A 22,040-nucleotide genomic window follows, 5' to 3' on the forward strand; every position below is an offset into this window, starting at 1 on the left:
ATCGGCTACGGCCGCGCCGGCGGCCGAAGCGGCTCCTGTCGTAAATCGGCGCGCGGCCGGTCTGAGATCACCCAACCATCTCGAGATCGAGCTGGGCTTCGAATTCCGGCAGCGGCACCGGTTTGCTGAACAGATAGCCCTGGAACAGGGTGCAGCGATGCTTCTCGAGAAAGGCGAGTTGCTGCCGCGTTTCAACGCCTTCGGCCACGACCTCCAACTCCAGGTTGCGCGCCATGCCGATGATGGTCTGGATGACCAATTCGACCTTGGGATCGACGCCGATGTTCTGGACGAAGGACTTGTCGACCTTGATCTGGTTCAGCGGGAGCTGCGTCATGTAGGACAACGACGAATAGCCGGTGCCGAAATCGTCCAGCGAGAAGCGCACGCCCATCGCAGCGAGCGATTTCATCTTCTCGATGGTGTCTGCCACGTTGTCCTGCACGAGGCTTTCGGTCAGTTCGAGCTTGAGTCGCCTCGGGTCGGCGCCCGTTCGGCTGAGTACTTCCCGGACCTGCTGCACGAAATCGCTTTCGCGGAACTGCCGCGCACTGACGTTGACGGCCAGCTCCAAGTCTCGGCTTCCCGGGTGATGACTCCAGCGCTCCAGCCGCTGGCACGCAGTCTCCAGAACCCACAGGCCCAGCGGCACGATCAGCCCGGTTTCTTCGGCCAGGTCGATGAAGTTGAGAGGCGGCACCATGCCTCGCGCCGGGTGCTGCCATCGCAGCAGGACTTCCGCGCCCACGATCTGGCCTGCCGATGTCACCTGGCTCTGGTAGTGCAGCAGGAACTGATCGCCCGCCAGCGCGCAGCGCAACTCGCTTTCGAGCGTCGCGCGAGCCGTGATCGTGGCCTGCATCGCCGCCTCGAAGAAACGCATGGTGTTGCCGCCGGCGGTCTTGGCGTAGTACATGGCAATGTCGGCCTGCTTCAGCAGGGCTTCGAGCGACTGCTGCTGGCCGTCGAAGAGCGTGGCGCCCACGCTGCAGGTGCCGTGGTACTGCAGGGCGCCAAGCAGATAGGTTTGGCCGAGTTCGGCGAGTATCGTCTCGCCGACGGCCGCGGTCTGCCGCAACGCCACCTCCGGGTCTTCGCCGAGGCTTTGCAGCATCAGCACGAACTCGTCGCCGCCGAGACGGGCAAGCGTGTCGCCATCGCGCGTACTGGCGTTGAGCCGCGCCGCCACCTGCTTGAGCAGGACGTTGCCCGTCTCGTGGCCATGGGCGTCGTTGACCCGTTTGAAGTTGTCCAGATCCAGAAACAGCAGGGCGCCGTGGCGGCCATGTCGTGCGTGGGCCTCGATGGCCCCCTCGAGCCGATTCAGCAAGAGCCGGCGATTGGGAAGGCCCGTGAGAACGTCATAGAACGCCAGGTGCTCGATCTCCCGGGCTGCCAGCTTGGTATCGGTGATGTTGCGCAGGATGACGATGAAGCGCGGTTCCGCTTCCTCTTCGAGGCACTTGCGCGACACCGAAATTTCGAACCATGTCGCTCCCTGCGCGGCGGGACGCTCGAACTGGCGGCCTCGTGAAAAGCCCACCGCATGGGCTTCGTGAAGCGCTGCCATCACCTCGGCCGCGCCCTGTGCGGGCAGGAGCTCGTCCAGCAGCCTGCCGATGGGGTCCTGGGCTTCGACGACGGCGGGCGTGGCGCGCGACGCATGGAACAGATGGCAACGCCCATCCAGCCCGGCCTCCAGCAGCAGGTCTGGCAGCGCGTCCAGTGTCGCCTGCAACTGCGCCTTGCTTTCCACGATGGCGGCGGTATGCCGCCTTTTCTCGGTGACGTCGCGATACACGCACACGAGCCCGCCGTCGGGTGTGCGGCTTCTGATGCAGACGATGATCTGGCCGCCGGGCAGGACGATCTCGTGTTCGCCCTGCGCCCCGCTGGGCAGCGCCGGCTCCGCGGGGCCCCGCGCATGGCGCTGGCTATTGGGAGCCCCGCGGCCTTGGCGTTCTGCCGTCTGGTCGATGACGCGCTGAATGGGCAGACCCGAAGCGATCGTCGCCTCGGCGCCGGGAAAGATCTCGAGGAAGCGTCGGTTCCAAGACACGATGCGATCTTGCGAATCGAGTAGCGCGAAGCCATCCACCATGGACTCCAGCGCCTGGTCCAATGTCGATTTGGAGCGAACCAGCTCGATGCGGGAGCGCCATTGGCGCCGCAGTTGGAGATGAGCGAAGCCACTGACCAGCAGGATCATCAGCGCAAAGGCCAGCGCCGTTCCCAGGATGAACAGGCGCTGCGTGCGCCAGTCTTCCAGCACGAAACTGAGCGGGATGCTCGCGACGATCAGCAAATTCCGGTGCAGCGTGGGGCGCGCCACCACAATGGCTTGCTCCCCGCTCAGGCGCGCGGCCATTCGCATGGCGCGCCCGTCGCTCGTCTGCTCGCTCAGTGCCGGCAGGATGACCCGGCCCGAGAGATCCTCGCGCGCTGGCACGCTGGCCAGCAACGGCCCGGCATCGCGCTCCAGCGTGATCTGCAGCCCCTTGATGTCGGTGCCTTGCGTGAGGATCGTGATCAGCAGGGGGATTGGCACTTCCGCCACGGCCACGATCTTGCTGCCGTCGGCAAGCCGAACGCTGCGTGCAAAGTAGAGCACCTTCTGCGAGCTGGACTGGCTGACCGCCGGCGTACTGATGGCCAACGTCGAGACGGACTGTGCCGCAACGCGCTCCAGGAACTCAGGCGGCACGTGCACAACCAGCTTGTCTCGCCGTCGATCGGAAGACGACAGCAGGGCACCGTCCGGCCGCAGAAGGGCCACGTGCCGCACCAGCAGATTCTGGCGCACGACCGCATCCAGCAACTGCAAGGCGTCGGGTCTGAGTGCGTCAGCCGCCACCGTTGCTGCTGTGGACGACTGCAGAACTTGTCCCTGGACGGCGAGGAGCATATCGATGCCGAGCAGGCCGCGATTGAGCGCGGCTTCCGATCCGCTCACGAATCGCATCGCCAGGCTCTCGCTGTCGGAGATCGCCTTCTTGCGCATTTCCCATGTCATGACGGTGGCGCTCGAAAGGATCCCGAGGAGAAACAGCGTCGCCACCCCGTAGATGAATGCCGTGGTGCGGCGGGGCAGGCGCCTGTTCACTGTGCCGGCGCCTTGATTCCCGTCACCGGTCCGACGGTCTGTGTCCATACCTGCGCGCAGAGGGAGCCGCAGCGCTGCAGCCACCCGGCCAATACCTTCGTCGCGAAGATCTCCCGCCCGCGCCGTTGATCTTCTGCGGAGGGACGCGCCTCGACCATCGCGCCCTTCCTGTCGCGTGTGCATGCGGGCGCGCCGGTGTTGCACGCCACTCCCTCACTGGTCTCGCGCTCCGACTCGGTCCAGACAGCGGCCTCGAGCTTCGGAAGCTCGCTTCGCAACAGCGTTTTCAGATCCGCCGGCAGCGCATTCCAGGCCTCCTTGTTCGCGCCGAAGATCGCAAGCCCCCAGTTGATGGGCATCGTGTAGATCGAGCTGGTGACGCGATGCAGCCCCAGGGTGTTGCCGGACATCGCGCCGGTGATCGCGCAGTCCGTGTTGCCCGAGTTCATGTTCGACATGAGTTCCGCGAACTCGGTGAAGACTGGCGTGCCGTTCAGCGCCCGGACGAAGTCGGCCTGCGCGGCACCCGAGACGCGGATGCGCCGGCCCGCCAGGTCGGTCAAATGCTTCACCTGCTGCTTGCAGAAGACGACCTGCGCCGGATAGACATAGATCGCGAGCAGTTCCACGTCGTGACGTTCGCGCAAGGTGCGCTCAAGGTACGGACGGAATGCGCCGACGACACGCCGCAGCGATGGCATGTCCGGATTCAGGCCTGCCAGGTCCGGCGCCCCCAGCTCGGGATGGTCGTTGGAGATCTGGCTCAGCAGCGCCGTGCCGAATGGGACCACTCCCAGCTTCATGAGGTTGAGCATTTCCGGCCCGGGAACACCCGCCTGGTTGAACGGAACGATGCTTGCGCTGTACTTGCCGCCGCTCAGGCGGGCCAGCTCCTGGTTCCAGAAGGGCTCTTCGTGCAGTGTGTATTGGCTCACGCTGGCGAGGCCGCCGACGACGCGAAGCCGCTGCGCAGATGCAGCCTGCGCGGCAGCGCTCGCCGGCACGAGGCTGAGCCCCAGCGCGCCGAAGTAAACCAGAAGCGTGCATCGTCGGTAGAGCGTGCCGTTGCGTAGAGCCATGGCGAAATGATGGTGCAATTCGAGCGTCTGTGACCAGCTCTTCTTGCAGAGCCGCGTGCGTTTCTTGCAGAGGTGTATTGCAGCGGCCTCATGCAGGCTCGCATTGGCTACGTCTCGGCGTCGGGGCCGACACCAGGTGTAGCGTCTCTCCTACGATCTTCTTTCCGAAGCGGATGGGTCGTGTCTGCTCACCGGCCGCGCTTGATGGTCCACGATTACCGAGAAAGTTCTAACGCGCGTCTGGACTCTCAAGTCGATGATTGCACTGTCGGTCAGAGTTGACACATTCAAGCTTTCCGAGAATCGCATTTGCGCGACAGCCCGTTGGGGCGGCGTGGTCGCCCGCGGCGGCCGACTCGACCTCGGCCGGGATTTCGGGGCTTGGGGCATCTACGGCTACGGCTCGGCCCATTCGATCACCGGCAGGCATGTGACGACCAACAGCCGCTACGAACTCGGCGGCGGCGTGTACCTACCCCCCTCGCGCAGCGGGAGCTCCTCGCTCACAGCTCGAGAGAGAGAGAGAGACGGCGCACCCCAGCGCGTGCATGATGGCGACGCGCAACCCATGAGAAGGAGAAGAGCCCATGTCTTCCACCGATTTCGAGTCGATGTTCGATTTCGCGCCCATGTCGCTGTGGCTTGAAGACTACAGCGGACTCAAACGGCTTTTCGAGGCGTGGCGTGGTGACGGTGTCGTCAATCTGATGGAACACCTGAATGCCGAGCCGCAGCGCGTGCGCGAATGCATGGCACAGCTGCGGGTGCTGAGCGTCAACCAGAGCACGCTCACGATGCTCGGCGCCGCGAGCCAGGCGTAGCTCCTGTCGCGACTCGATAGCGTCTTTCGTGACGACATGACCGCTTCGGTGGTCTATGAGCTGGACCAGCTGTGGCGCGAGAATCTCTGCTTCGACAACCAGACCGTCAACTACGCCCTGGACGGTCGCAGGCTCGATGTGCACGTACGCGTACGGGTGCTGCCCGGATACGAAGCGTCATGGGATCGCGTGCTGGTCTCCCTGGACGACGTCACCGCGCGCGTGCGCGCCGATCGGCTGCGCCTGGAGAGCGAGCGCTATGCGCGCGGCCTGTTCGACCATTCTCCGGTGTCGTTGTGGGTGGAAGATTTCAGTGCCGTGAAGGCCTTGCTCGACGATGTACGAGCGCGAGGCATCAGAGACTTCGCGACCTTCATCAAGGTGCATCCTGAATTCGTGACGCGCTGCATGCGCGAAATCCGCGTGGTCGATGTCAACCGCGAAACCCTGCGCATGTTCGGCGCAACCGACAAGGCCACGCTGCTGGAGAACATCGCGCACATCTTTCGCAACGAGATGCATGACTCCTTCGCCGAGCAGTTGCAGGACCTGTGGGAAGGCAAGACTCAGCAGCAGCGGGAGGTCGTCAACTACTCGCTGTCGGGCGACCTGGGTCAATATCCACATGCAGTTCGCCGTGCTGGAAGACCGGCTCGCGACCTGGGACCTCGTGCTGGTTTCGCTGGTCGACATCACCGCGAGGAAGAAGGCAGAGGCCTACCTCGAATACCTGGGCAAGCACGACGTGTTGACGCAGCTGCGCAACCGCACCTACTACACGGAAGAGCTCAATCGGCTTTCGCGCAAGGGCCCATGGCCGGTCTCGGTGCTGGCGATCGACCTGAACGGCTTGAAGCCGGTCAACGACGAGGAAGGCCATGCGGCCGGCGACGCGCTGCTGCGCCGCGTGGGCGAGGTGCTGAGCAAAGCGGTCGACGCGCCGGGCTGGCCCGCACGCACCGGCGGGGACGAGTTCGCCGTCGTGCTGCCGAAGACCGACGAGCGCGCTGCAGAGGCGACGCGCGAGCGCATCGTCTCGATGCTCGACCTCAACAACCAGTTTTACGCCGGACAAAGCGGGCATGTTTTGAAGCTGGCCATCGGCCTGGCGACCTGCGAGGCTGGCGAGCAGCTGGATGGCGCGCTGCAGCGCGCGGACCGGGCCATGTACGAAGACAAGGCCAACAACTACCGCGAGCACGACGGCGAGCGCCGCAACAAGCGATGAAGCAAGGAGTGCCTCGTTTTCAGTGAACAATAGGGGCTGTAACTGAATGTCCGCGCGCCCGTGACTCTTTTGCGCACTTCCATCACTGTCCATCATGCCCAGTCGCACCCTAGCCGGCCATCTCAAGACGTGCGATGGACAGATTCTCTGGGCCAACGAGGATGCGCACAGCCTGCTTGGCTTCCCGCTGGGCGCGCTGGCCGACATGCCGTTGGGCGACGTGCTGCCGCGCGGGCCGCAGACGAAGGCCGATTCCGAGATGGGGCCATCCGCGGACATGCAGGTCCCCGCGCGTGGCGCGATCGACGTCCACCGCGTTGCGCTGCGTGCCCACCACGGACGCAGCATCCTGGTGGACATGCGTGGCGAGCGCATGGACGATCGCTGCATCCTGTGGACGTTCGGCCTGGCGGCACAAGGCCTGCGGGGCGAGCGACTCGACACGCTGTCGCGCCATGACGCCCTCACCCGGCTGCCGAACCGCATTCCCTCGATCGAAGAACTGGGCCGGACACCCCATGCACATGACAGCGATCCACACCGCTTCCTGGCAGTCTTCTATCTGGACATCGACCGCTTTCGGGATGTCAACGACAGGTTCAGCCCCGCGGGAGGCGACGCGGTGCTGCGCGAGGTGGCCCGGCGTCTCAAGACGGCACTGCCGCCCGACGCGGTGGCGGCGCGGGTCGGCGGCGACGAGTTCGCGCTTGTGGTTTCCTTCACCAGCCGGCAGCAGTGCGAAGCACTGCTGCAGCAGCTGCTGGCCCGCCTGGCCCACCCCTACCGGCTGCAGGATCGATCGGCGCGCCTGCGCGTCAGCGCCGGCGTGGCGCTCATGGGACACGGCGAGCAGCCCACGGAGGTGATGCTGCAGCATGCCCAGCACGCGGTTTTCTTTGCCAAACGCGCAGGCGGCAGCCAGGTGCACTTCTTTGATGCTGCACAGGCCCTGGAGGAGCAGCAGGAGCAACTGATCCGCCAGCGCATCAAGGAAGGGCTGGTACGAAACGAGTTCGTCCTGGCCTACCAGCCCAAGGTGGATATGCAGCACGGCGTGGTCATCGGCTTCGAAGCGCTGATCCGCTGGCAGCATCCCGAACGGGGCTTGTTGCAGCCGGCCGCGTTCGTGCCTCTGATCGAGGACCACGAACTGGTGGAACAGATGGGGGACTGGGCCATCGGCGAGGCGGTTCGCCAGGCCGCGCAGTGGCTCGCGCTTGGCGTCAAAACCTCGGTCAGCGTCAACGTCAGCCCGCGCCATCTGCTGCGCCCCGACTTTATCGAGCGATTGACGTTGCACCTCGGGCGCTTCCCGCAGTTGCATACCGGCGTGCTGGAACTGGAGATCCTGGAAACCACAGCGATCAAGGACTTCGGCGCAGTTGCCGATTTCATCGGTGCCTGCAAGGAACTGGGCGTGCCCGTCACCATGGACGACTTCGGCACCGGCTACTCGTCGCTCACCTACCTGCGCCAACTGCCTGTGACTGCGCTCAAGCTGGACCAGTCCTTCGTGCGCGGCATGCTCGAGGATGCTGAAGATCGGGCCATCGTCGAGGGCATTCTCGTGATGGCGCGCGGCATGGAGCGCCAGGCCATCGCCGAGGGCGTGGAGTCTGCCGCCCACGGCGATGCGCTGATGGCGCTGGGCTGCACGCTGGGCCAGGGCTACGGTATCGCCAAGCCGCTGCCGGCCGATCAGGTCCCGGACTGGATCGCCGGTTTCGAGCGTGCGCCCCTCTGGCCCACGGCGGACAAAGGTCAAGAGGGGGTGACCGGCTAGGCGAGGATGCTTGTCCGATTTGGGATCCGTGCGGTGGCGACGCTGAGCGCTGTGCCCGCAAACCTGGATACCGACCTCGCGACCTTGGGCGATCTGGGCTCCTTCGTGAGGCACATGCTTGACAGCGCCCACATGAGACGCTGCGGCAGCGCAGCCGGTGCCACGCGCTCACATTCCGCTGGCCAGCCGCTGCCGCTGCGCCGCGGCTAGCACCTCCTGCACGCACTCGCGCAGCGCCGCCAGCGGACGGCTCTCGTCCCCGGCCTTGCGCGTCACCAGCGAGAACTGCAGCACGGGCGCGCTGCGGCCCAGCCGCACGATGCGCACCGGGTACATGCGGCACAGGGCCGGGTCGGCAATCTGCAGGATCGAAACGCCCAGCCCGGCGCTGACCAGCGCAACGATGGCGGGCGCGCCGTCGAACTCCAACTCGCCGCGCCGCTCGCGCACGTACTGGTTGACGTAGCGCGCGGCCAGCGCGCCGGTGATGGTGGTGCGGTCGTAGCGAATCCATTCGTACTGACGGAACAGCGCAGCGATCGAACTCTCGGTGGCAGCGGGCGGCGCAACCAGTACCAGCTCGCGCCGCAGCATCGGGTGCCAGCTTAGCCGCGCCGATCCGCCGGATTGCGGCTGACCCACCAGCGCGGCATCCAGCTCTCCGGCCTTGACGGCAGCCGTCAGGCCGGCGCTCTTGCCGCGTTCCAGGTGCAGTGACAGACCTGGGTAGCGCTCGCGCAGCAGCTTCAGCACGCCGGGCAGCAGCACCGGTTGCATCGACTCGATCACGCCCAGCCGCAGCTGGCCTTCGATGCGCACCGACGGCCGCTTGCGCAGTGCCTCCAGCTGGCCCAGCGCCTCGCGCATCAGCGCGCCGACCTCGTGTGCCAGCCGGGTCGGCCGCACCTGGAGGCCGGAGCGATCAAACAGCGGCTGGCCGAGCCAGGCTTCGAGTTGCTTCATCTGCATGCTGACGGCGCTGGGCGTCAGGTGTGCCTCGGCTGCGGCGGCGGCCAGGGTGCCGCCGCGCAGCACGGCGTCGAGGGTGGCGAAGGAATCGAGCTTCATCAAATTTCCTTAGGAAAGAGGTGAAAGAACTTCGCTTTTATTTTGGCTCCTCCCCACCCACAATGGGGACTCTCACGGAGACATTCGCACAACATGAGGCCCCACCCAAAGCCCCCGCCTTCGGCCCCCGCGCCTGGACCGCCGACCAGGTCCGCAACGACACCAGCTGGATCCAGCGCCCCTGACCCGGCCGAGGTGGCCGGCTTCGACGCCGCGCTGGCGCACGCCCGTACGCTGGACAAACCGCTGCTGGCGCTGGAGCAGAAGGACTTTCCGCTCAACGCAGCCGCGCGCGGCGCATTGGAGCGCGCCGTCGCCACCACGCAGGGCCGTTGGGGCATGTGCCTGGTCAAGGGCTTCCCGGTGGAGCGCTGGAGCGAGGCCGACACGCGCCTGGCCTACTGGGGCATGAGCCTGTACATGGGCGTCGGCCGCACCCAGAACCGCGCCAGCGAGATCATCAACAACGTGCGCGACGAGGGCGGCAGCTACAAGGTCAAGGGCGGGCGCGGCTACAACACCAACGCCAAGCTCGACTTCCACCAGGATTCGTGCGACGTGGTCGCGCTGATGACGCGCCGCACTGCCAAGAGCGGCGGCACCAGCAAGGTGATCAGCTCGATCGCCTTGCGCGACGAAGTGCAGCGCCTGCGGCCCGACCTGATGCCGGTACTGCAAGCGCCTTGGCACCACACCTATCAGGGCACGCAGGACCCGGTGCAGCCGCCCTTCTACCGCTGCCCGATCTTCGGCGACGACCCGGTGTATTTCTCGGCCCGGACGAACCGCAAGAACATCGACGGTGCCCAGCGCGATTTTCCCGAGGTCCCGCGGCTGACGCAGCAGCAGCAGGAGGCACTGGAGCTGTTCGACGAGCTGATGCCCGGCGACAAGCTGTGCTTCTCGATGGAACTGGAGGCCGGCGACATGCAGCTCTTGAACAACTACGTGACGCTGCACTCGCGCACCGACTTCGAGGATTTCGACGAGCCCGACCGCAAGCGCCACCTGCTGCGCCTGTGGCTGGCGATTCCCGGTTCGCAGCCGCTGGCGCCGCAGTGGGAGGAGTACTACGGCGACATCCGCCCCGGCGCGGTTCGCGGCGGCGTGCGCGGCAGCGCGATCACGCCCGAGTTCCTGGCCTACGAGGAGCGGCAGGCGAAAGCGCTGGGCATGCTGTGGCGGCCCTGGCGCCCGCTGGTGACGCTAGCGGACATCCAGTCGAGCGCGGCCTGAGCCCTTCATGAAAACGGCCTTTCTGTCCAAGCTGGCCCGCGCCGCCCTGCTGGCCGCCCTGCCCCTGCTCGCGCACGCCGAGTTTCCCGATCGCCCGCTGAAGCTGGTCGTGCCCTTCGCCGCCGGTGGCAACATCGATCTGACGGCGCGCGCCATCTCCAGCGGCATGGCCGAGGCGCTGGGCCAGCCGGTGGTGGTGGAGAACAAGCCCGGCGCCGGCGGCATGCTGGGCGCCGAGCAGGTGGCACGCGCCGCGCCCGACGGCTACACGCTGCTGCTCGCTTCCACCGGTTCGCTGGCCGCCGCGCCGGCGCTCTACCCCAAGCTGGCGTTCGATCCGGCCAAGGACTTCAGCCTGTCGCGCGCCGTGACGCGGGTGCCGCTGGTTCTTGTGGTCAACCCGGCGCTGGCGGCCAGGAACGTGGCGGAGCTGGTCGCGCTGGCCAAGTCCAAGCCGGGCGGCCTGAGCTTCGCCTCTACCGGCAACGGCACCTCCAACCACCTCACGGCGGAGCTGTTCCAGAAGATCAGCGGCACCCGCCTGATGCATGTGCCGTACAAGGGCAGCAGCCAGGCGCTGACGGATCTGCTGGGCGGCCAGGTCGACCTGATGTTCGACAACCTGCCGACCTCGCTGCCGTTCATCAAGAGCGGCAAGCTGCGCGCGCTGGGCGTGACCAGCGCATCGCGCAGCGGCGTGCTGCCCGAGCTGCCGACGCTGGCCGAATCCGGCCTGCCCGGCTTCGAGGCCAGCACCACCACCGGCGTCGCGCTGCCGGCCGGCACGCCGCCGGCGGTGGCCGCGCGCATCCACGCCGCGCTGGCAAAGACGCTGCAGGCGCCCAAGCTGCGCGACGACTTCGCTCAGCTCGGCGCCGACCTCGCGAACCTGCCGCCGGACGCCTTCACGGCGCTGATGCGCCAGGAAAGCGCCAAGTGGACCCAGGTGATTCGCGATGCGGGCGTCCGTCTCGACTGAGCCGGCGGCCGCGCCGCCGCTGTGCCTAGCGCCCGATCCGGCCCCGCGCGCCGGTCGCGTCGCGCTGCCGCCTGGCGCGACCGACTGCCACTGCCACGTGTTCGAGGACGCGGCGCGCTACCCGCTGGTGCCCAGCCGCAGCTACACGCCGGCGCATGCGCCGCTGGCCGCCTACCTGCGCATGTGCGAAGCCGTGGGCATCACGCGCACGGTGCAGGTCAACGCCAGCGTGTACGGCACCGACAACCGGATCACGCTCGACGCGATCGCGGCGCTCGGACAGCACCGGGCGCGCGGCGTCGCCGGGTTGTCGCCCGACGTCACTGCGCGCGAGATCGAGGCGCTGCACGAAGGTGGCATGCGCGGCGTGCGGCTGTCGACCCATGTCGCCGGCTACGGCGGCACCGAGCTGATCGAGGCGATGGCGCGCAAGCTGGAACCGTTCGGCTGGCACCTGCAGATTCACGTCGCGCACGGCCGGGAGCTGGCCGAGTTGGAAGCGCGGCTGCTGGCCGTGCCGGCGCCGCTGGTGTTCGACCACCTGGGCTGCGTCACCGGCGCCGAAGGCGTCGATTCGATCGGCTTCCAGGCCCTGCTGCGCGTCTTGGCGCGGCGCGACGACTGCTGGGTCAAGCTCTCGAGCTGGTACCGGCGCTCGGCCGACGCCGAAGGCTGGTTCGACATCAGGCCGCTGGCCCAGGCGCTGGTGCAGGCGCGGCCCGACCGCGTGCTGTTCGGCACCAACTGGCCGCATCCGAACCTGTTCGCGCCGCAGCGCCTGCCGCGCGAGGCCGCGCTGATCGACAGCTTCTGCGACTGGGTGCCCGACGCGGCCCGGCGCGAGGCGATCCTCGTGCGCAACCCCGAGCGCCTGTACGGCTTTGCGCCCACCCCCGACAAGGAGACAACCCGATGAAACGACGCCACTTCCTCACCCTTTCGGCGCTGGCCGCCGGCCTGGCGGGCCTGCCCGCCGCGCAGGCCCAGCAGAGCGCCACCCGCCTTCTGGTCGGTGCCACGCCCGGCGGCGGCACCGACATCGTGGCGCGCGCGCTGGCGCTGGAGCTGGGCAAGCGCCTGGGCCGCCCCTTCATCGTCGACAACCGGCCCGGCGCGGCCGGCAACATCGCCGCGCAGGCGGTGGCCAAGGCGGCGCCGGACGGCAACACGCTGCTGCTCTCCTACACCAGCCACGCGATCAACGCCTCGCTCTACCCCGCGCTGCCCTTTGATCCGGTGAAGGACTTCACCCCGCTGGCCGGCATTGCCAGCCTGCCGGCGGTCCTGGTGGCGCGGCCCTCGTTCAAGGCCAACGACATGAAGCAGCTCATCGCGCTGGCCAAGTCGGAGCCGGGCAAGCTTAATCTGGCGATCGCCGGCATCGGCAGCGCCAACCACCTGGCCGGCGAAATGCTCAAGCGCGAGGCGGGCCTGGACATCGTGAGCGTGCCGTACAAGGGCACCGGCCCGGCCCTGGCCGACGTGGTGGCCGGCCAGATCGACCTGACGTTTGCCGGCGTCGCCTCGGCGCGGGAGCTGATCAAGGGCGGCAAGGTCAAGGCGCTGGCCGTCACCAGCGCGCAGCGCCTGCCGGCGTTCCCGCAGGTGCCGGCTGTGGCCGAGGTGATTCCGGGCTTTGCCTACAGCTCCTGGTACGGCCTGTTCGGACCGGCCGGCTTGCCGCGCGAACAGGCCGACGCGCTGTCGAAGGCGGCGCTGGCCGCGCTGGCCTCGCCCGAGATGCGCGAGCGGCTGGCCAACGAGGGCCTGGTGCCGATGGGCACCGGCCCGCAGGAGTTCGACCGCTTCGTGCGCGCCGAGATCGAGCGCTGGGGCAAGGTGGTCGCCGCCACCGGGGCGAAGCCGGAATGACGACGCTGCGCGAACGCCTGCGCGAGGCGCGCCCGCTGCTGGCCCCCGGGGTGTATGACCCGCTCAGCGCCCTCTTGGCCCAGCAGGCCGGCTTCGAGGCGCTGTACCTGTCCGGCGGTGCCGTGGCCTACACCCAGCTCGGCCGCTCCGACGTGGGCCTGACCACCGCCAGCGAAACCGCCGACGTGCTGGCGCGCATCACCGACCGCGTGGCGCTGCCGATGATCGTCGACGGCGACACCGGCTACGGCAACGCGCTGAACGTGCAGCGCACGGTGCGCGCCTTCGAGCGCGCCGGCGCCGCCATGATCCAGCTGGAAGACCAGGATTTTCCCAAGCGCTGCGGCCACCTGGACGGCAAGCGGGTGATCGGCGTGAAGGAGATGTGCGGCAAGCTCAAGGCGGCGCTGGACGCGCGCGCCAGCGACGACACGCTGATCCTGGCGCGCACCGACGCACTGGCGGTCGAAGGCATCGAGGCCGCCTTCGAGCGCGCCCAGGCCTATGCCGATTGCGGCGTCGATGCCCTGTTCATCGAGGCGTTGCGCACGCCGGCCGACATGGACGCCGCCTGCGCCCGCTTCGGCCCGCGGCTGCCGATGCTGGCCAACATGGTGGAAGGCGGCAAGAGCCCGATCCAGAGCGCCGGCGAGCTGGGGCAACGCGGATTTCGCATCGTCATCTTTCCGGGTGGCACGGTGCGTTTTCTGGCCGCGCAGCTGCAGCGCTATTTCGGCAGCCTGCAGGCCCACGGCAGCACGCTGCCGCTGCGCGACGAGATGCTGGATTTCGACCAGCTCAACGGCGTGATCGGGACCCCCGAGCTGATGGCCCTGGGCGCGCGCTACGGCGGCTGACGGCCGGCGTCCTGGAGTGTGGAGAAAGTGGCTGACGCCCCTATGTTCCGATGCTGTGCCATGAGCGAGGCGCTACGCGGAGGCTGTACTCGTTTTCATCGAACCTGATTGGTTTGACCCTAGCATTGCATCGAGAACACGCGCCCTGGAGCGCTCGATGTGCTCGCTGATGGATTTGATTGCCTTGTCCTCATCGCGCGCCCTCAGCGCGGCAATGAAAGCCAGGTGTTCCTCCATCGCGGGCACGATGCGCATCGGGCGAACCAGGCCCGCGTCGAGGCGTATGAGCCTCACATGCAAACTGTTCACCCGGTAGATCTCGGACAGGATCTCGTTGCCGATGCTGTCGACCATCGTGTCGTGCAGGCCCCAATCCACCGTCTGCGCATCTGCGTCAAGCGTCGGGTCGGGCTGGGCCGAATTGGCGCGCTCGAGGATCGCCAGATGTTGCTCTTCGATGCGCGCCAGCTCTTCGTCCGATGCCGAACGCAGGAAGTGGCGTACGGCCTCCCGCTCCACCATGCTGCGCACCTGAAATGCGTTGCGGATCAGCTTCAGGTCCACCGGCGCGATCTGCAAGCCCCGCTTTGGCACGGTCACGATCAGCCGGGCGGCCTCCAGCCGGGGAATCATCTCGCGGATGGCGCCCAGAGGCAGGTCGAGCAGGCGGGTGAGTTCGCGCTGCGAGACGAACTGCCCCGGGCGAATGTTTGCGCTCAGGATTTGCCGCCGGAAGCTCTCGTAGGCCAGGGTGCGCTGCGACACGGCAGGTGGCACAGGCGCGGGCTTTTTCTTTGTCGCATTCATCAAGATCCTTCCCCGGCTGGTTGGTCGCTCGGATGAGGCACGACTGTACGCCAGGACGAACGGTGTGGCAGCTGACAGATTAGAAGAACCGCTCTGAACGCCTCAGAATAGTCACCGTGATTGCACTGACATGTCAGACGGCTTATAGTGTGCTCCACGGCGCGATTGTTGGTTGCGCCCTCCCCCACCCAAACTGCAGAACGGAGCACTTTCATGAGTCTTGAACTGACCGGCGTCATCCCTCCCCTTGTCACTCCTTTCACCGCCAACGGCGACATCGACGAAGCGGCCTATCGCAGGGTCATCCGCTTCAACCTGGACAAGAAGGTGCATGGCGTCTGCCCCGGCGGCAGCAGCGGCGAGGGCCACACGCTGACCATCGATGAATTCAAACGCTTGCTGGAGATCACCGCGGAAGAGGTGGCGGGCGCCGTACCGATCGTTGCCGGCATCATTTCGAACAGCACGCGCGATGCCATCAACCGTGCCAAGGCGATCTCGCACCTTCCCATTGCCGGGCTCCAGGTCACCCCGGTTCATTACCTCTTCAAGCCCGATGAAGACGCCACCTACCGCCACTTCAAGGCGCTGACCGAGGCGGTCGACATCCCCGTCATCATCTACAACGTCGTGCCGTGGAACTACCTGAATCCGGCGCAGATGATCCGCCTCATGCAGGATCTGCCCGGCGTGCAGGGCATCAAGCAGAGCCAGGGCGACCTCAAGCTGATGGCCGATTTGCTGCTCGGCGTGCCCGCGGGCTGCAAGGTCTATTCGGCCGTGGATGCGTTGCTGTATTCGTCGTTCGCCCTGGGCGCGCACGGCACGATCGCCGCAACCCCGGCGGCACTGCCGGGCGTGTGCGTGAACCTGTGGAACACGGTGCAGGCCGGCGACCATGTGAAGGCGCTGGAGATGCACAAGTCCATGCTGGCCTTCTGGAACGCAATCGTCGCGGACAACCTGCCTGCGAACCTGAAGACCTCCATCACGCTGCAAGGCTGCAATGCCGGCCTGCCCCGGGCACCCATGCCGCCCACCAGCGAGGCCCAGCTAGCCAGGATCAAGGCCGCGCTCGACGACGTGCTGCGCTTTGACATCTGACACCTGGCTTCACCCGGAGACAGACGAATCATGAATATCCGACGTCGCGAGCTTCTGAAGCTCGGAACGCTTGCCGCTGCGGGCAGCGCATTGACAGCCCCCGCATGGGCCCAGGAGTTTCCCAGCAAGCCGGTGACGATCGTCGTCCCCTTTGCGCCGGGCGGCAACACCGACATCGTGGCGCGAACAGTGGCGGTTGCCCTGGGCAAGGTGCTGGGCCAGTCGGTGATAGTCGACAACCGAGCGGGCGCCGGCGGCTCGATCGGCGCCATGCAGGTTGCTCGCGCCGCCCCGGACGGATACACCCTGCTGCTTTGCGGAGCCGGCGTGGTGGTCACGGTTCCGGAAATGGTCAAGACAAGCTACAGCCGGTCGAACTTTGCGCCACTCGGCCTGGTGAACAAGGGCTCGATGGTGTTGCTCGCGCGCAAGAACGAAACCAGGTTCAAGAACTTCAAGGAACTCGCCGCCTACGCCCGTTCCGGCGAGGGCAAGCTGATCGCTGCGCATTCCGGGCCGGGTACGCCCAACCACCTCGCATTGCTGCAACTCGAGACTCTGCTCAGGACCAAATTCACGATCGTGAGCTACAAGGGCTCGGGTCCTGCACTGATCGACCTGATCGGCGGGCAGGTCGATGTGCACTTCGACCAGGTCAGCAGTTCGCTGCAGCACATCAAGGGCGGCGCGCTTCAGCCGTTCGCGGTGCTGGGGCCGACGCAAGATCCATCGCTGCCCGGCGTCCAGACCGTCGCGGAGCTCGGCTTCGGCGAGATCGATGGCACAACCTACGTCGGGGTGCTTGCGCCCAGCGGGACGCCCAAGGCGGTGCAGGACAAGCTCGCCGCCGCGCTTGTGCAAGCCGTCAAGGACCCCCAGACGGTGAACAGCGCCCGCGAACTCGGCAGCGTCGCCTACTCCAGCACGCCGCAGGAATTCGCACGCCTGCTCGACGCCGAGTACGCATTGGCCTCGCAAGCCACCAAAGATGGCCGCCTGAAGGCCGACTGATCCGACCCAAGCGCACGGGCGCCGAGCACAAGCCGGCGCTGGCACGGCCGTCGCCGGCCGGCGTGCGACCTCAACGCCATGGACATAGCATCGTGAAAAAGATCCTGAACGACCCGAACGCCTACGTCGACGAAATGCTCGACGGCCTGTGCCTGGCCCACCCCGAGTTGCAGCGCCGCGGAGAAGACGGCCGCGTGGTGGCGCGCAGCAGCGGCGCCGTGCCCGGCAAAGTGGGCATCGTCACCGGCGGCGGCTCGGGCCATCTGCCGGTCTTCCTCGGCTACGTCGGCGACGGCCTGCTCGACAGCTGCGCCGTGGGCAACGTCTTCGCCGGCCCGCGCATGGACGACTGCATCGAGGCGATGCGCGCGGCCGACGGCGGCGCCGGCGTGCTGCAACTCTACGGCAACTACGGCGGCGACCGCATGAACTTCGACATGGCAGCCGAGATGCTCGAACTCGATGGCATGTCGGTCGCATCGGTCCGTGTCGCCGACGACGTGGCGAGTGCGCCCGCCGCACAGCGCGAGAAGCGCCGCGGGGTGGCCGGGCTCGTGCTCGTCTACAAGGTCGCGGGCGCCAAGGCAGCGGATGGCGCGAACCTGGAGGCGGTGGCGGCGCTGGCGCGCAAGGCCAACGACGCGTGCCGTTCCATCGGCGTGGCGCTCTCGCCCTGCGTGGTGCCGGAATCCGGCAAGGCCTCCTTTGCCATCGGGGAAGGGGAAGTCGAATTCGGCATGGGCATCCATGGCGAGCCGGGCATCTGGCGCGGGCCTCTTAAATCGGCCGATGCGCTGGCCGACGAGATGCTTGCGCACGTGCTGCCGGAACTTGCGCTGGCGCGCGGCGATCGTGTTGCCGTGCTGGTCAACAGCCTGGGGGCGACACCCGCGGAAGAGCTCTACATCCTTTTCCGCCGCGTGACGGCCGCCCTCGCGGAACAGAGCGTGAGCATCGTGCGCCCCCTGGTCGGGCGCTACGCCACCTCGATGGAGATGGCCGGCGCGTCGCTCAGCGTGATGAAGCTCGATGCCGAACTGGAGGCTCTGCTTGCAGCCCCGGCGGACTGCCCCTTCTGGAGCGTGCGCTGATGCTGGACGCTGCCACCCTCTCGGCTGCGCTGCCCCGCTGGTGCGCGGCCGTACATGCGGCTGCGCCTGAGCTCAACGAGCTCGACGGCCGCCTTGGCGACGCCGACCTCGGCGCCACACTCGACAAGTGCGCTACGCTGGTCGAACAGTCCCTGCCCGAGATGCCCGACACCCTGGAAGGCATCTTCAAACGCTGCGCGCAGGCTTCTGCCAAGGCGTCCGGATCAAGCTTCGGCACGTTGCTGACCGTGGCCCTCATGACCAGTGCCAAGCGCTGCGCCGGCGTGACATTGCTCGACCATCCGCAGCTCGCGGCGCTGCTGGCCGAAGTGGTGACGACGCTCTCGGCGCGCGGCGGCGCAAACCTGGGAGACAAGACGGTGCTCGACGGCCTGCATGCCATCCACACGGCACTCGCCGCATCGCCCGAAGGCGCCGAAGCCCGCCGCGTGGCCAGCGACGCGGCGCGTACCGCGCTCGACGCCTTCCGCGACAAGCCCAACCGCATCGGCCGCGCCCGCATGTTCGCCGACAGGACGATCGGCATGGACGACCCCGGCATGGTGGCGCTGCTGCGCATGGTTGACGCGCTCTAGCTCCGAGTTTCCAGCCACGACGACCACGTGCGACAGATCCAACGGGCCTAAGCAATGAATTTCCCAAAGTCACGCGATGAGGTCGCCCGCGATGTGCTGGCCTTGTTGCCGCAGCTGCGCGAGCGGTTTGGCGATCGCCTCAGCACGTCTGGCGCGGTGCGCGAGCAGCATGGCCACGGCGAAGGGGTGCCGGACTCTGCGCCGCCCGATGCGGTGGTCTTTGCGCTCAACAACGAAGACGTCGCTTTCGTGGCGCGCGCCTGCTTCGACGCGCAGGTACCGATGATTCCGTTCGGCACCGGTACCTCGCTCGAAGGCCACGTTGTTGCCGTGCATGGTGGAGTCTGCGTGGATCTGTCGAGAATGAATGCGATCCTCGAGGTCGACGCGGATGCGCTCGATTGCCGGGTGCAGGCCGGCGTGACGCGCGAGGAGCTCAACGCGCACGTGCGCGCGCAGGGGCTGTTCTTCCCGATCGACCCTGGGGCGAATGCGTCCCTCGGCGGCATGGCATCGACACGCGCATCGGGCACGGCAGCGGTGCGCTACGGCACGATGAGCGACGCGGTGCTAGGCCTGACGGTCGTCACGGCCGACGGCCGTATCGTGCGCACCGGTACCCGCGCCCGCAAGAGCGCCGCCGGTCTGGACTTGACACGCCTGTTCGTCGGAAGCGAAGGCATCTTGGGCTTCATCACCGAAGTGCAGTTGCGCCTGTGGGGCCTGCCGGAAATGGTGCAGGCAGCCGTGTGCCAGTTCCCGGACCTGGAATCTGCCATCTCAGTGGTGATTGGCGCACTTCAGGTCGGCGTGCCGGTGGCGCGAATCGAACTGCTCGACGAAGTGCAGATGGACGCCTGCAAGCGCTACTCGAAGCTCGACGAGTTCGAGGCAATGCCAACCCTGTTCATCGAGTTTCATGGATCGCCGGCGGCCGTGCGCGAGCAGGTCGCCACGATGCAATCGCTCGCCGAGGAGTCCGGCGGCAGCGGCTTCGCGTGGGCCGAGCGTCCGGAAGATCGCACGCGACTTTGGAAGGCACGCCACGAGTGTTACCACGCCAATCTTGCGCTGAGGCCCGGTTCCGCCCTGATTGGCACCGACGCCTGCGTTCCGATATCGAACTTCGTCGCTTGTGTGATGGAAACGCGCGAGGACGTGCGTGCCAGCGGCCTGACGGCGCCGTTGGTCGGACACGCCGGCGACGGCAATTTCCATCTCGGCATCGTGTTCGATCCCGCAAGCCCCGATGAGCGCACACGTGCCGACGGCCTGGCTGAGCGGGTGTCGATGCGGGCGATTCGGTATGGCGGCACGTGCACCGGCGAACATGGCATTGGCCTGCACCGCATTCATCAGCTGGCAGCCGAACACGCCGAAGGCGTGGCGCTCATGCGCGCGCTGAAGAATGCGCTCGACCCGCGCGGAATCATGAACCCGGGAAAGATGCTGCCGGAAGTGCACTGATGGACCGCACGCTGATCCAAGCTGCCCAATGAACGCTGACGGCTGGCAAATGCCAATGGAGGTAGTTCGGCGAACTAGACACACACACACCGCATGGGACTCGCGGTATTGCATGAGCCCTTCTACATCCGACGCGCTAAGCGTCAGGTCTTGTTGCTGCTCGCTAGCCTGAAGAGACAGTCACGGACTTAGTGGGCTCCATGCAAATGCTGCCTCGATCCCCTTAGTTGCCAGAACATTGAGTACTTAAAGGAGATACCAAATGCTGATGAAAACATACCTGCGTCAACTGGCCCTCATGGCAGGTCTGGCTGCTACACAGCTCACGTTCGGCTTGGGTAGCGCTGTCGCCCAGAGCTTTCCGAGTCGTCCGATCGAAATCGTGGTTCCCTACGCAGCCGGCGGCTCGACCGACGCTCTTGGAAGGGCTTTCGCGGATGCGAGTCGCAACCACTCGTCGCAACCGATCGTCGTCGTGAACAAACCGGGCGCCGGGGGTTCGATCGCTGCGAACGAAATTATCAACTCCAAACCGGACGGTTACAAGCTAGGTCTCTTCACCAACGACGTCTTGACAACGCCATTGCTTGGTCTCGCAAAGTTCTCGTACTTGGATATCGAACCGATTGCACAACTGAACTTCGATCCTGTTTCGATCATTGTTCGATCGGACGCGAGCTGGAAAACAGTTGGCGAGTTTCTCGCCGCGGCGAAAGGCGCGCCCGATGGGCTACGCATCGGCACTACCGGGAATGGAACGCTCAGTCATTTGGCCGCCGCAGCGCTCGTCGACAAGACTGGGGCGAAACTTACGCCGATTCCGTATCAGGGCGCGTCGCCAGCAATTCAGTCGTTGCTCGGCGGCCACATCGAGGCAGTCACGGCAACTCCCCCGGAAGTGATCTCGCACGTTCAGGCTGGGACGCTTCGCATCATCCTCGTTTTGGCCGACCAGCGAAGCAAAGCTGCCCTGAGCGCGCCCACTGGCAAAGAGTCGGGGATCGACTTGTCCGTCGTCAGTTGGCGTTATCTGGGAGTGTCAAAAAAGACGCCTGCGGATGTCGTCGCCAAACTGCGCCAGATCGCCGCAGACACTGCCAAGGACTCTGCCATGATTGCTGCATTGGAGAAGCAAAACATTGGCTATAAATTCACCGACGGGCGAGAATTCCAGGCGGTGCTTGACAAAGAGCACGGCGTCATGAAAGACCTCATTACCAAGGTCAACATGCAACAGCAGGGCCGCTAGGTAGGTCGTCAGACGCAGCCAGGTCCCGCTCATTGAGAAGAAGCGCAGGACCTTTGCGACCTGCTGCAACGGTCCGTCCACGTCCTGCCCGGGGCCCAGGTCCGAAGGTCATCCGGTCGGGGGTTTGCCGATCGAGGTCTTCAGGCATTCCACGTGTGGAACTCGATGCCGTTCATCCGGGCGGCCGACAGCAGGCCTTCCGGGGTGGCGACCTCGAACAGCGGGTCATGGCACGGCCACTGTGCCGGCTCCAGTCCCCGGATGCCGACCCTCGAGCGGGTCGGCCGCTGGCAGCGCGCCGCCCGATCGACACGAAGTGCAGCGGCACGCGTGAGGCACATGTAAAATCGACCGCGCTCCGGGGTGCACGCGACAGTGCTGAGATTCAAACCCGCGAACTTGAACCGGTTAATGCCGGCGGAAGAAGAGCTTTCACCTTGACCCGTCGGCGATCCTGCCTGGGTCAAGGTGGCCTTCGGAGCATCCGTTCGACGGTCACGAAGGAGTCCTCATGAACAGCATCTCTGCAGAGCGGCCCACGCACACGACGGGTGTTGTGGCCCATGCCTTCCGGTATCCGTGCCTGCGGTCCGCCGCCAACTCCGGCGGCCCGTTGAACCCTGGGCACGCGCCCGAAGCGATGCGGCTCCTGCCGATGAATTGAATGTCAAACCATCCGGACCACAACG

18 protein-coding genes, 1 pseudogene and 1 riboswitch are annotated in these 22,040 nt (G+C 66.4%); of the genes and pseudogenes, 14 read left to right on the forward strand and 5 right to left on the reverse strand.

Annotated features, from left to right (window positions below; translation table 11 throughout):
* Nucleotides 1-67 precede the first annotated feature (67 nt).
* Nucleotides 68-3,103: an EAL domain-containing protein gene (locus GXN78_RS40580; protein ID WP_106555629.1), complete on the reverse strand. Its 3,036-nt coding sequence runs from the start codon at nt 3,101-3,103 to the stop codon at nt 68-70.
* Nucleotides 3,100-4,182 carry a TRAP transporter substrate-binding protein gene (locus GXN78_RS40585; protein ID WP_106555645.1) on the reverse strand — a complete coding sequence of 361 codons (1,083 nt, stop codon included), beginning with the start codon at nt 4,180-4,182 and terminating at the stop codon, nt 3,100-3,102. Before GXN78_RS40585 ends, GXN78_RS40580 begins: the two co-directional genes overlap by 4 nt.
* Nucleotides 4,183-4,769: 587 nt before the next feature.
* Here GXN78_RS40585 and GXN78_RS40595 point away from each other — a divergent pair.
* Together GXN78_RS40595 and GXN78_RS40600 are read left to right on the forward strand one after the other, a co-directional pair.
* Nucleotides 4,770-6,231, forward strand: a pseudogene (locus tag GXN78_RS40595) (sensor domain-containing diguanylate cyclase).
* A 94-nt stretch (nt 6,232-6,325) separates the two neighbouring features.
* On the forward strand, nt 6,326-8,014 hold the full coding sequence (locus tag GXN78_RS40600; protein ID WP_106555627.1) for a bifunctional diguanylate cyclase/phosphodiesterase: 1,689 nt from the start codon (nt 6,326-6,328) through the stop codon (nt 8,012-8,014).
* 168 nt (nt 8,015-8,182) lie between these two features.
* Here GXN78_RS40600 and GXN78_RS40605 read toward each other — a convergent pair whose 3' ends face one another.
* On the reverse strand, nt 8,183-9,082 hold the full coding sequence (locus tag GXN78_RS40605; protein WP_106555626.1) for a LysR family transcriptional regulator: 900 nt from the start codon (nt 9,080-9,082) through the stop codon (nt 8,183-8,185).
* 195 nt (nt 9,083-9,277) lie between these two features.
* Here GXN78_RS40605 and GXN78_RS40610 point away from each other — a divergent pair, with 195 nt between their 5' ends.
* From GXN78_RS40610 to GXN78_RS40630, 5 genes are read left to right on the forward strand one after another with little or no spacing between them, the layout of a single operon-like run.
* Nucleotides 9,278-10,318, forward strand: a complete 1,041-nt coding sequence (locus tag GXN78_RS40610) for a TauD/TfdA family dioxygenase (RefSeq protein WP_239143107.1) — start codon at nt 9,278-9,280, stop codon at nt 10,316-10,318.
* 7 nt (nt 10,319-10,325) lie between these two features.
* Nucleotides 10,326-11,297, forward strand: a complete 972-nt coding sequence (locus GXN78_RS40615; protein WP_106555624.1) for a tripartite tricarboxylate transporter substrate binding protein — start codon at nt 10,326-10,328, stop codon at nt 11,295-11,297.
* Nucleotides 11,275-12,213 (forward strand): amidohydrolase family protein, encoded by a 939-nt coding sequence (locus GXN78_RS40620; RefSeq protein WP_106555623.1) that lies wholly within the window; start codon nt 11,275-11,277, stop codon nt 12,211-12,213. The genes GXN78_RS40615 and GXN78_RS40620 overlap by 23 nt, the downstream gene beginning before the upstream one ends.
* A complete protein-coding gene (locus GXN78_RS40625; RefSeq protein WP_106555622.1) occupies nt 12,210-13,169 on the forward strand; it encodes a tripartite tricarboxylate transporter substrate binding protein in 960 nt (319 codons plus the stop codon). Before GXN78_RS40620 ends, GXN78_RS40625 begins: the two co-directional genes overlap by 4 nt.
* Nucleotides 13,166-14,026, forward strand: a complete 861-nt coding sequence (locus GXN78_RS40630) for an isocitrate lyase/PEP mutase family protein (protein WP_106555621.1) — start codon at nt 13,166-13,168, stop codon at nt 14,024-14,026. Before GXN78_RS40625 ends, GXN78_RS40630 begins: the two co-directional genes overlap by 4 nt.
* A gap of 72 nt (nt 14,027-14,098) precedes the next feature.
* On the opposite strand, the gene GXN78_RS40635 is transcribed toward GXN78_RS40630, so the two are convergent.
* A complete protein-coding gene (locus tag GXN78_RS40635) occupies nt 14,099-14,833 on the reverse strand; it encodes a GntR family transcriptional regulator (RefSeq protein ID WP_106555620.1) in 735 nt (244 codons plus the stop codon).
* 213 nt (nt 14,834-15,046) lie between these two features.
* Here GXN78_RS40635 and GXN78_RS40640 point away from each other — a divergent pair, with 213 nt between their 5' ends.
* The 6 genes from GXN78_RS40640 (at nt 15,047) to GXN78_RS40665 (ending at nt 21,351) form a co-directional block, all read left to right on the forward strand.
* Nucleotides 15,047-15,937 carry a dihydrodipicolinate synthase family protein gene (locus GXN78_RS40640; RefSeq protein ID WP_106555619.1) on the forward strand — a complete coding sequence of 297 codons (891 nt, stop codon included), beginning with the start codon at nt 15,047-15,049 and terminating at the stop codon, nt 15,935-15,937.
* 30 nt (nt 15,938-15,967) lie between these two features.
* Nucleotides 15,968-16,948: a tripartite tricarboxylate transporter substrate binding protein gene (locus GXN78_RS40645; protein WP_106555618.1), complete on the forward strand. Its 981-nt coding sequence runs from the start codon at nt 15,968-15,970 to the stop codon at nt 16,946-16,948.
* A 92-nt stretch (nt 16,949-17,040) separates the two neighbouring features.
* Entirely contained in the window at nt 17,041-18,039 is a 999-nt protein-coding gene (locus tag GXN78_RS40650) for a dihydroxyacetone kinase subunit DhaK (protein ID WP_106555617.1), read from the forward strand.
* Nucleotides 18,039-18,635 carry a DAK2 domain-containing protein gene (locus tag GXN78_RS40655; protein ID WP_106555616.1) on the forward strand — a complete coding sequence of 199 codons (597 nt, stop codon included), beginning with the start codon at nt 18,039-18,041 and terminating at the stop codon, nt 18,633-18,635. Before GXN78_RS40650 ends, GXN78_RS40655 begins: the two co-directional genes overlap by 1 nt.
* 105 nt (nt 18,636-18,740) lie before the next feature.
* Nucleotides 18,741-20,102 carry an FAD-linked oxidase C-terminal domain-containing protein gene (locus GXN78_RS40660; protein WP_239143108.1) on the forward strand — a complete coding sequence of 454 codons (1,362 nt, stop codon included), beginning with the start codon at nt 18,741-18,743 and terminating at the stop codon, nt 20,100-20,102.
* A gap of 262 nt (nt 20,103-20,364) precedes the next feature.
* On the forward strand, nt 20,365-21,351 hold the full coding sequence (locus GXN78_RS40665) for a tripartite tricarboxylate transporter substrate binding protein (RefSeq protein WP_106555614.1): 987 nt from the start codon (nt 20,365-20,367) through the stop codon (nt 21,349-21,351).
* Between the two features lie 140 nt (nt 21,352-21,491).
* Here GXN78_RS40665 and GXN78_RS41005 read toward each other — a convergent pair whose 3' ends face one another.
* Nucleotides 21,492-21,692: a hypothetical protein gene (locus GXN78_RS41005; RefSeq protein ID WP_181360505.1), complete on the reverse strand. Its 201-nt coding sequence runs from the start codon at nt 21,690-21,692 to the stop codon at nt 21,492-21,494.
* A gap of 8 nt (nt 21,693-21,700) precedes the next feature.
* Nucleotides 21,701-21,794, forward strand: a riboswitch (TPP riboswitch).
* Nucleotides 21,795-21,862: 68 nt separating this feature from the next.
* On the opposite strand from GXN78_RS41005, the gene GXN78_RS40675 reads away from it, so the two are divergent.
* A complete protein-coding gene (locus GXN78_RS40675; protein WP_164256399.1) occupies nt 21,863-22,015 on the forward strand; it encodes a hypothetical protein in 153 nt (50 codons plus the stop codon).
* Nucleotides 22,016-22,040: the final 25 nt, after the last annotated feature.

It is taken from the genome of Variovorax sp. WS11, from assembly GCF_010499245.1.
GTDB lineage: Bacteria > Pseudomonadota > Gammaproteobacteria > Burkholderiales > Burkholderiaceae_C > Variovorax.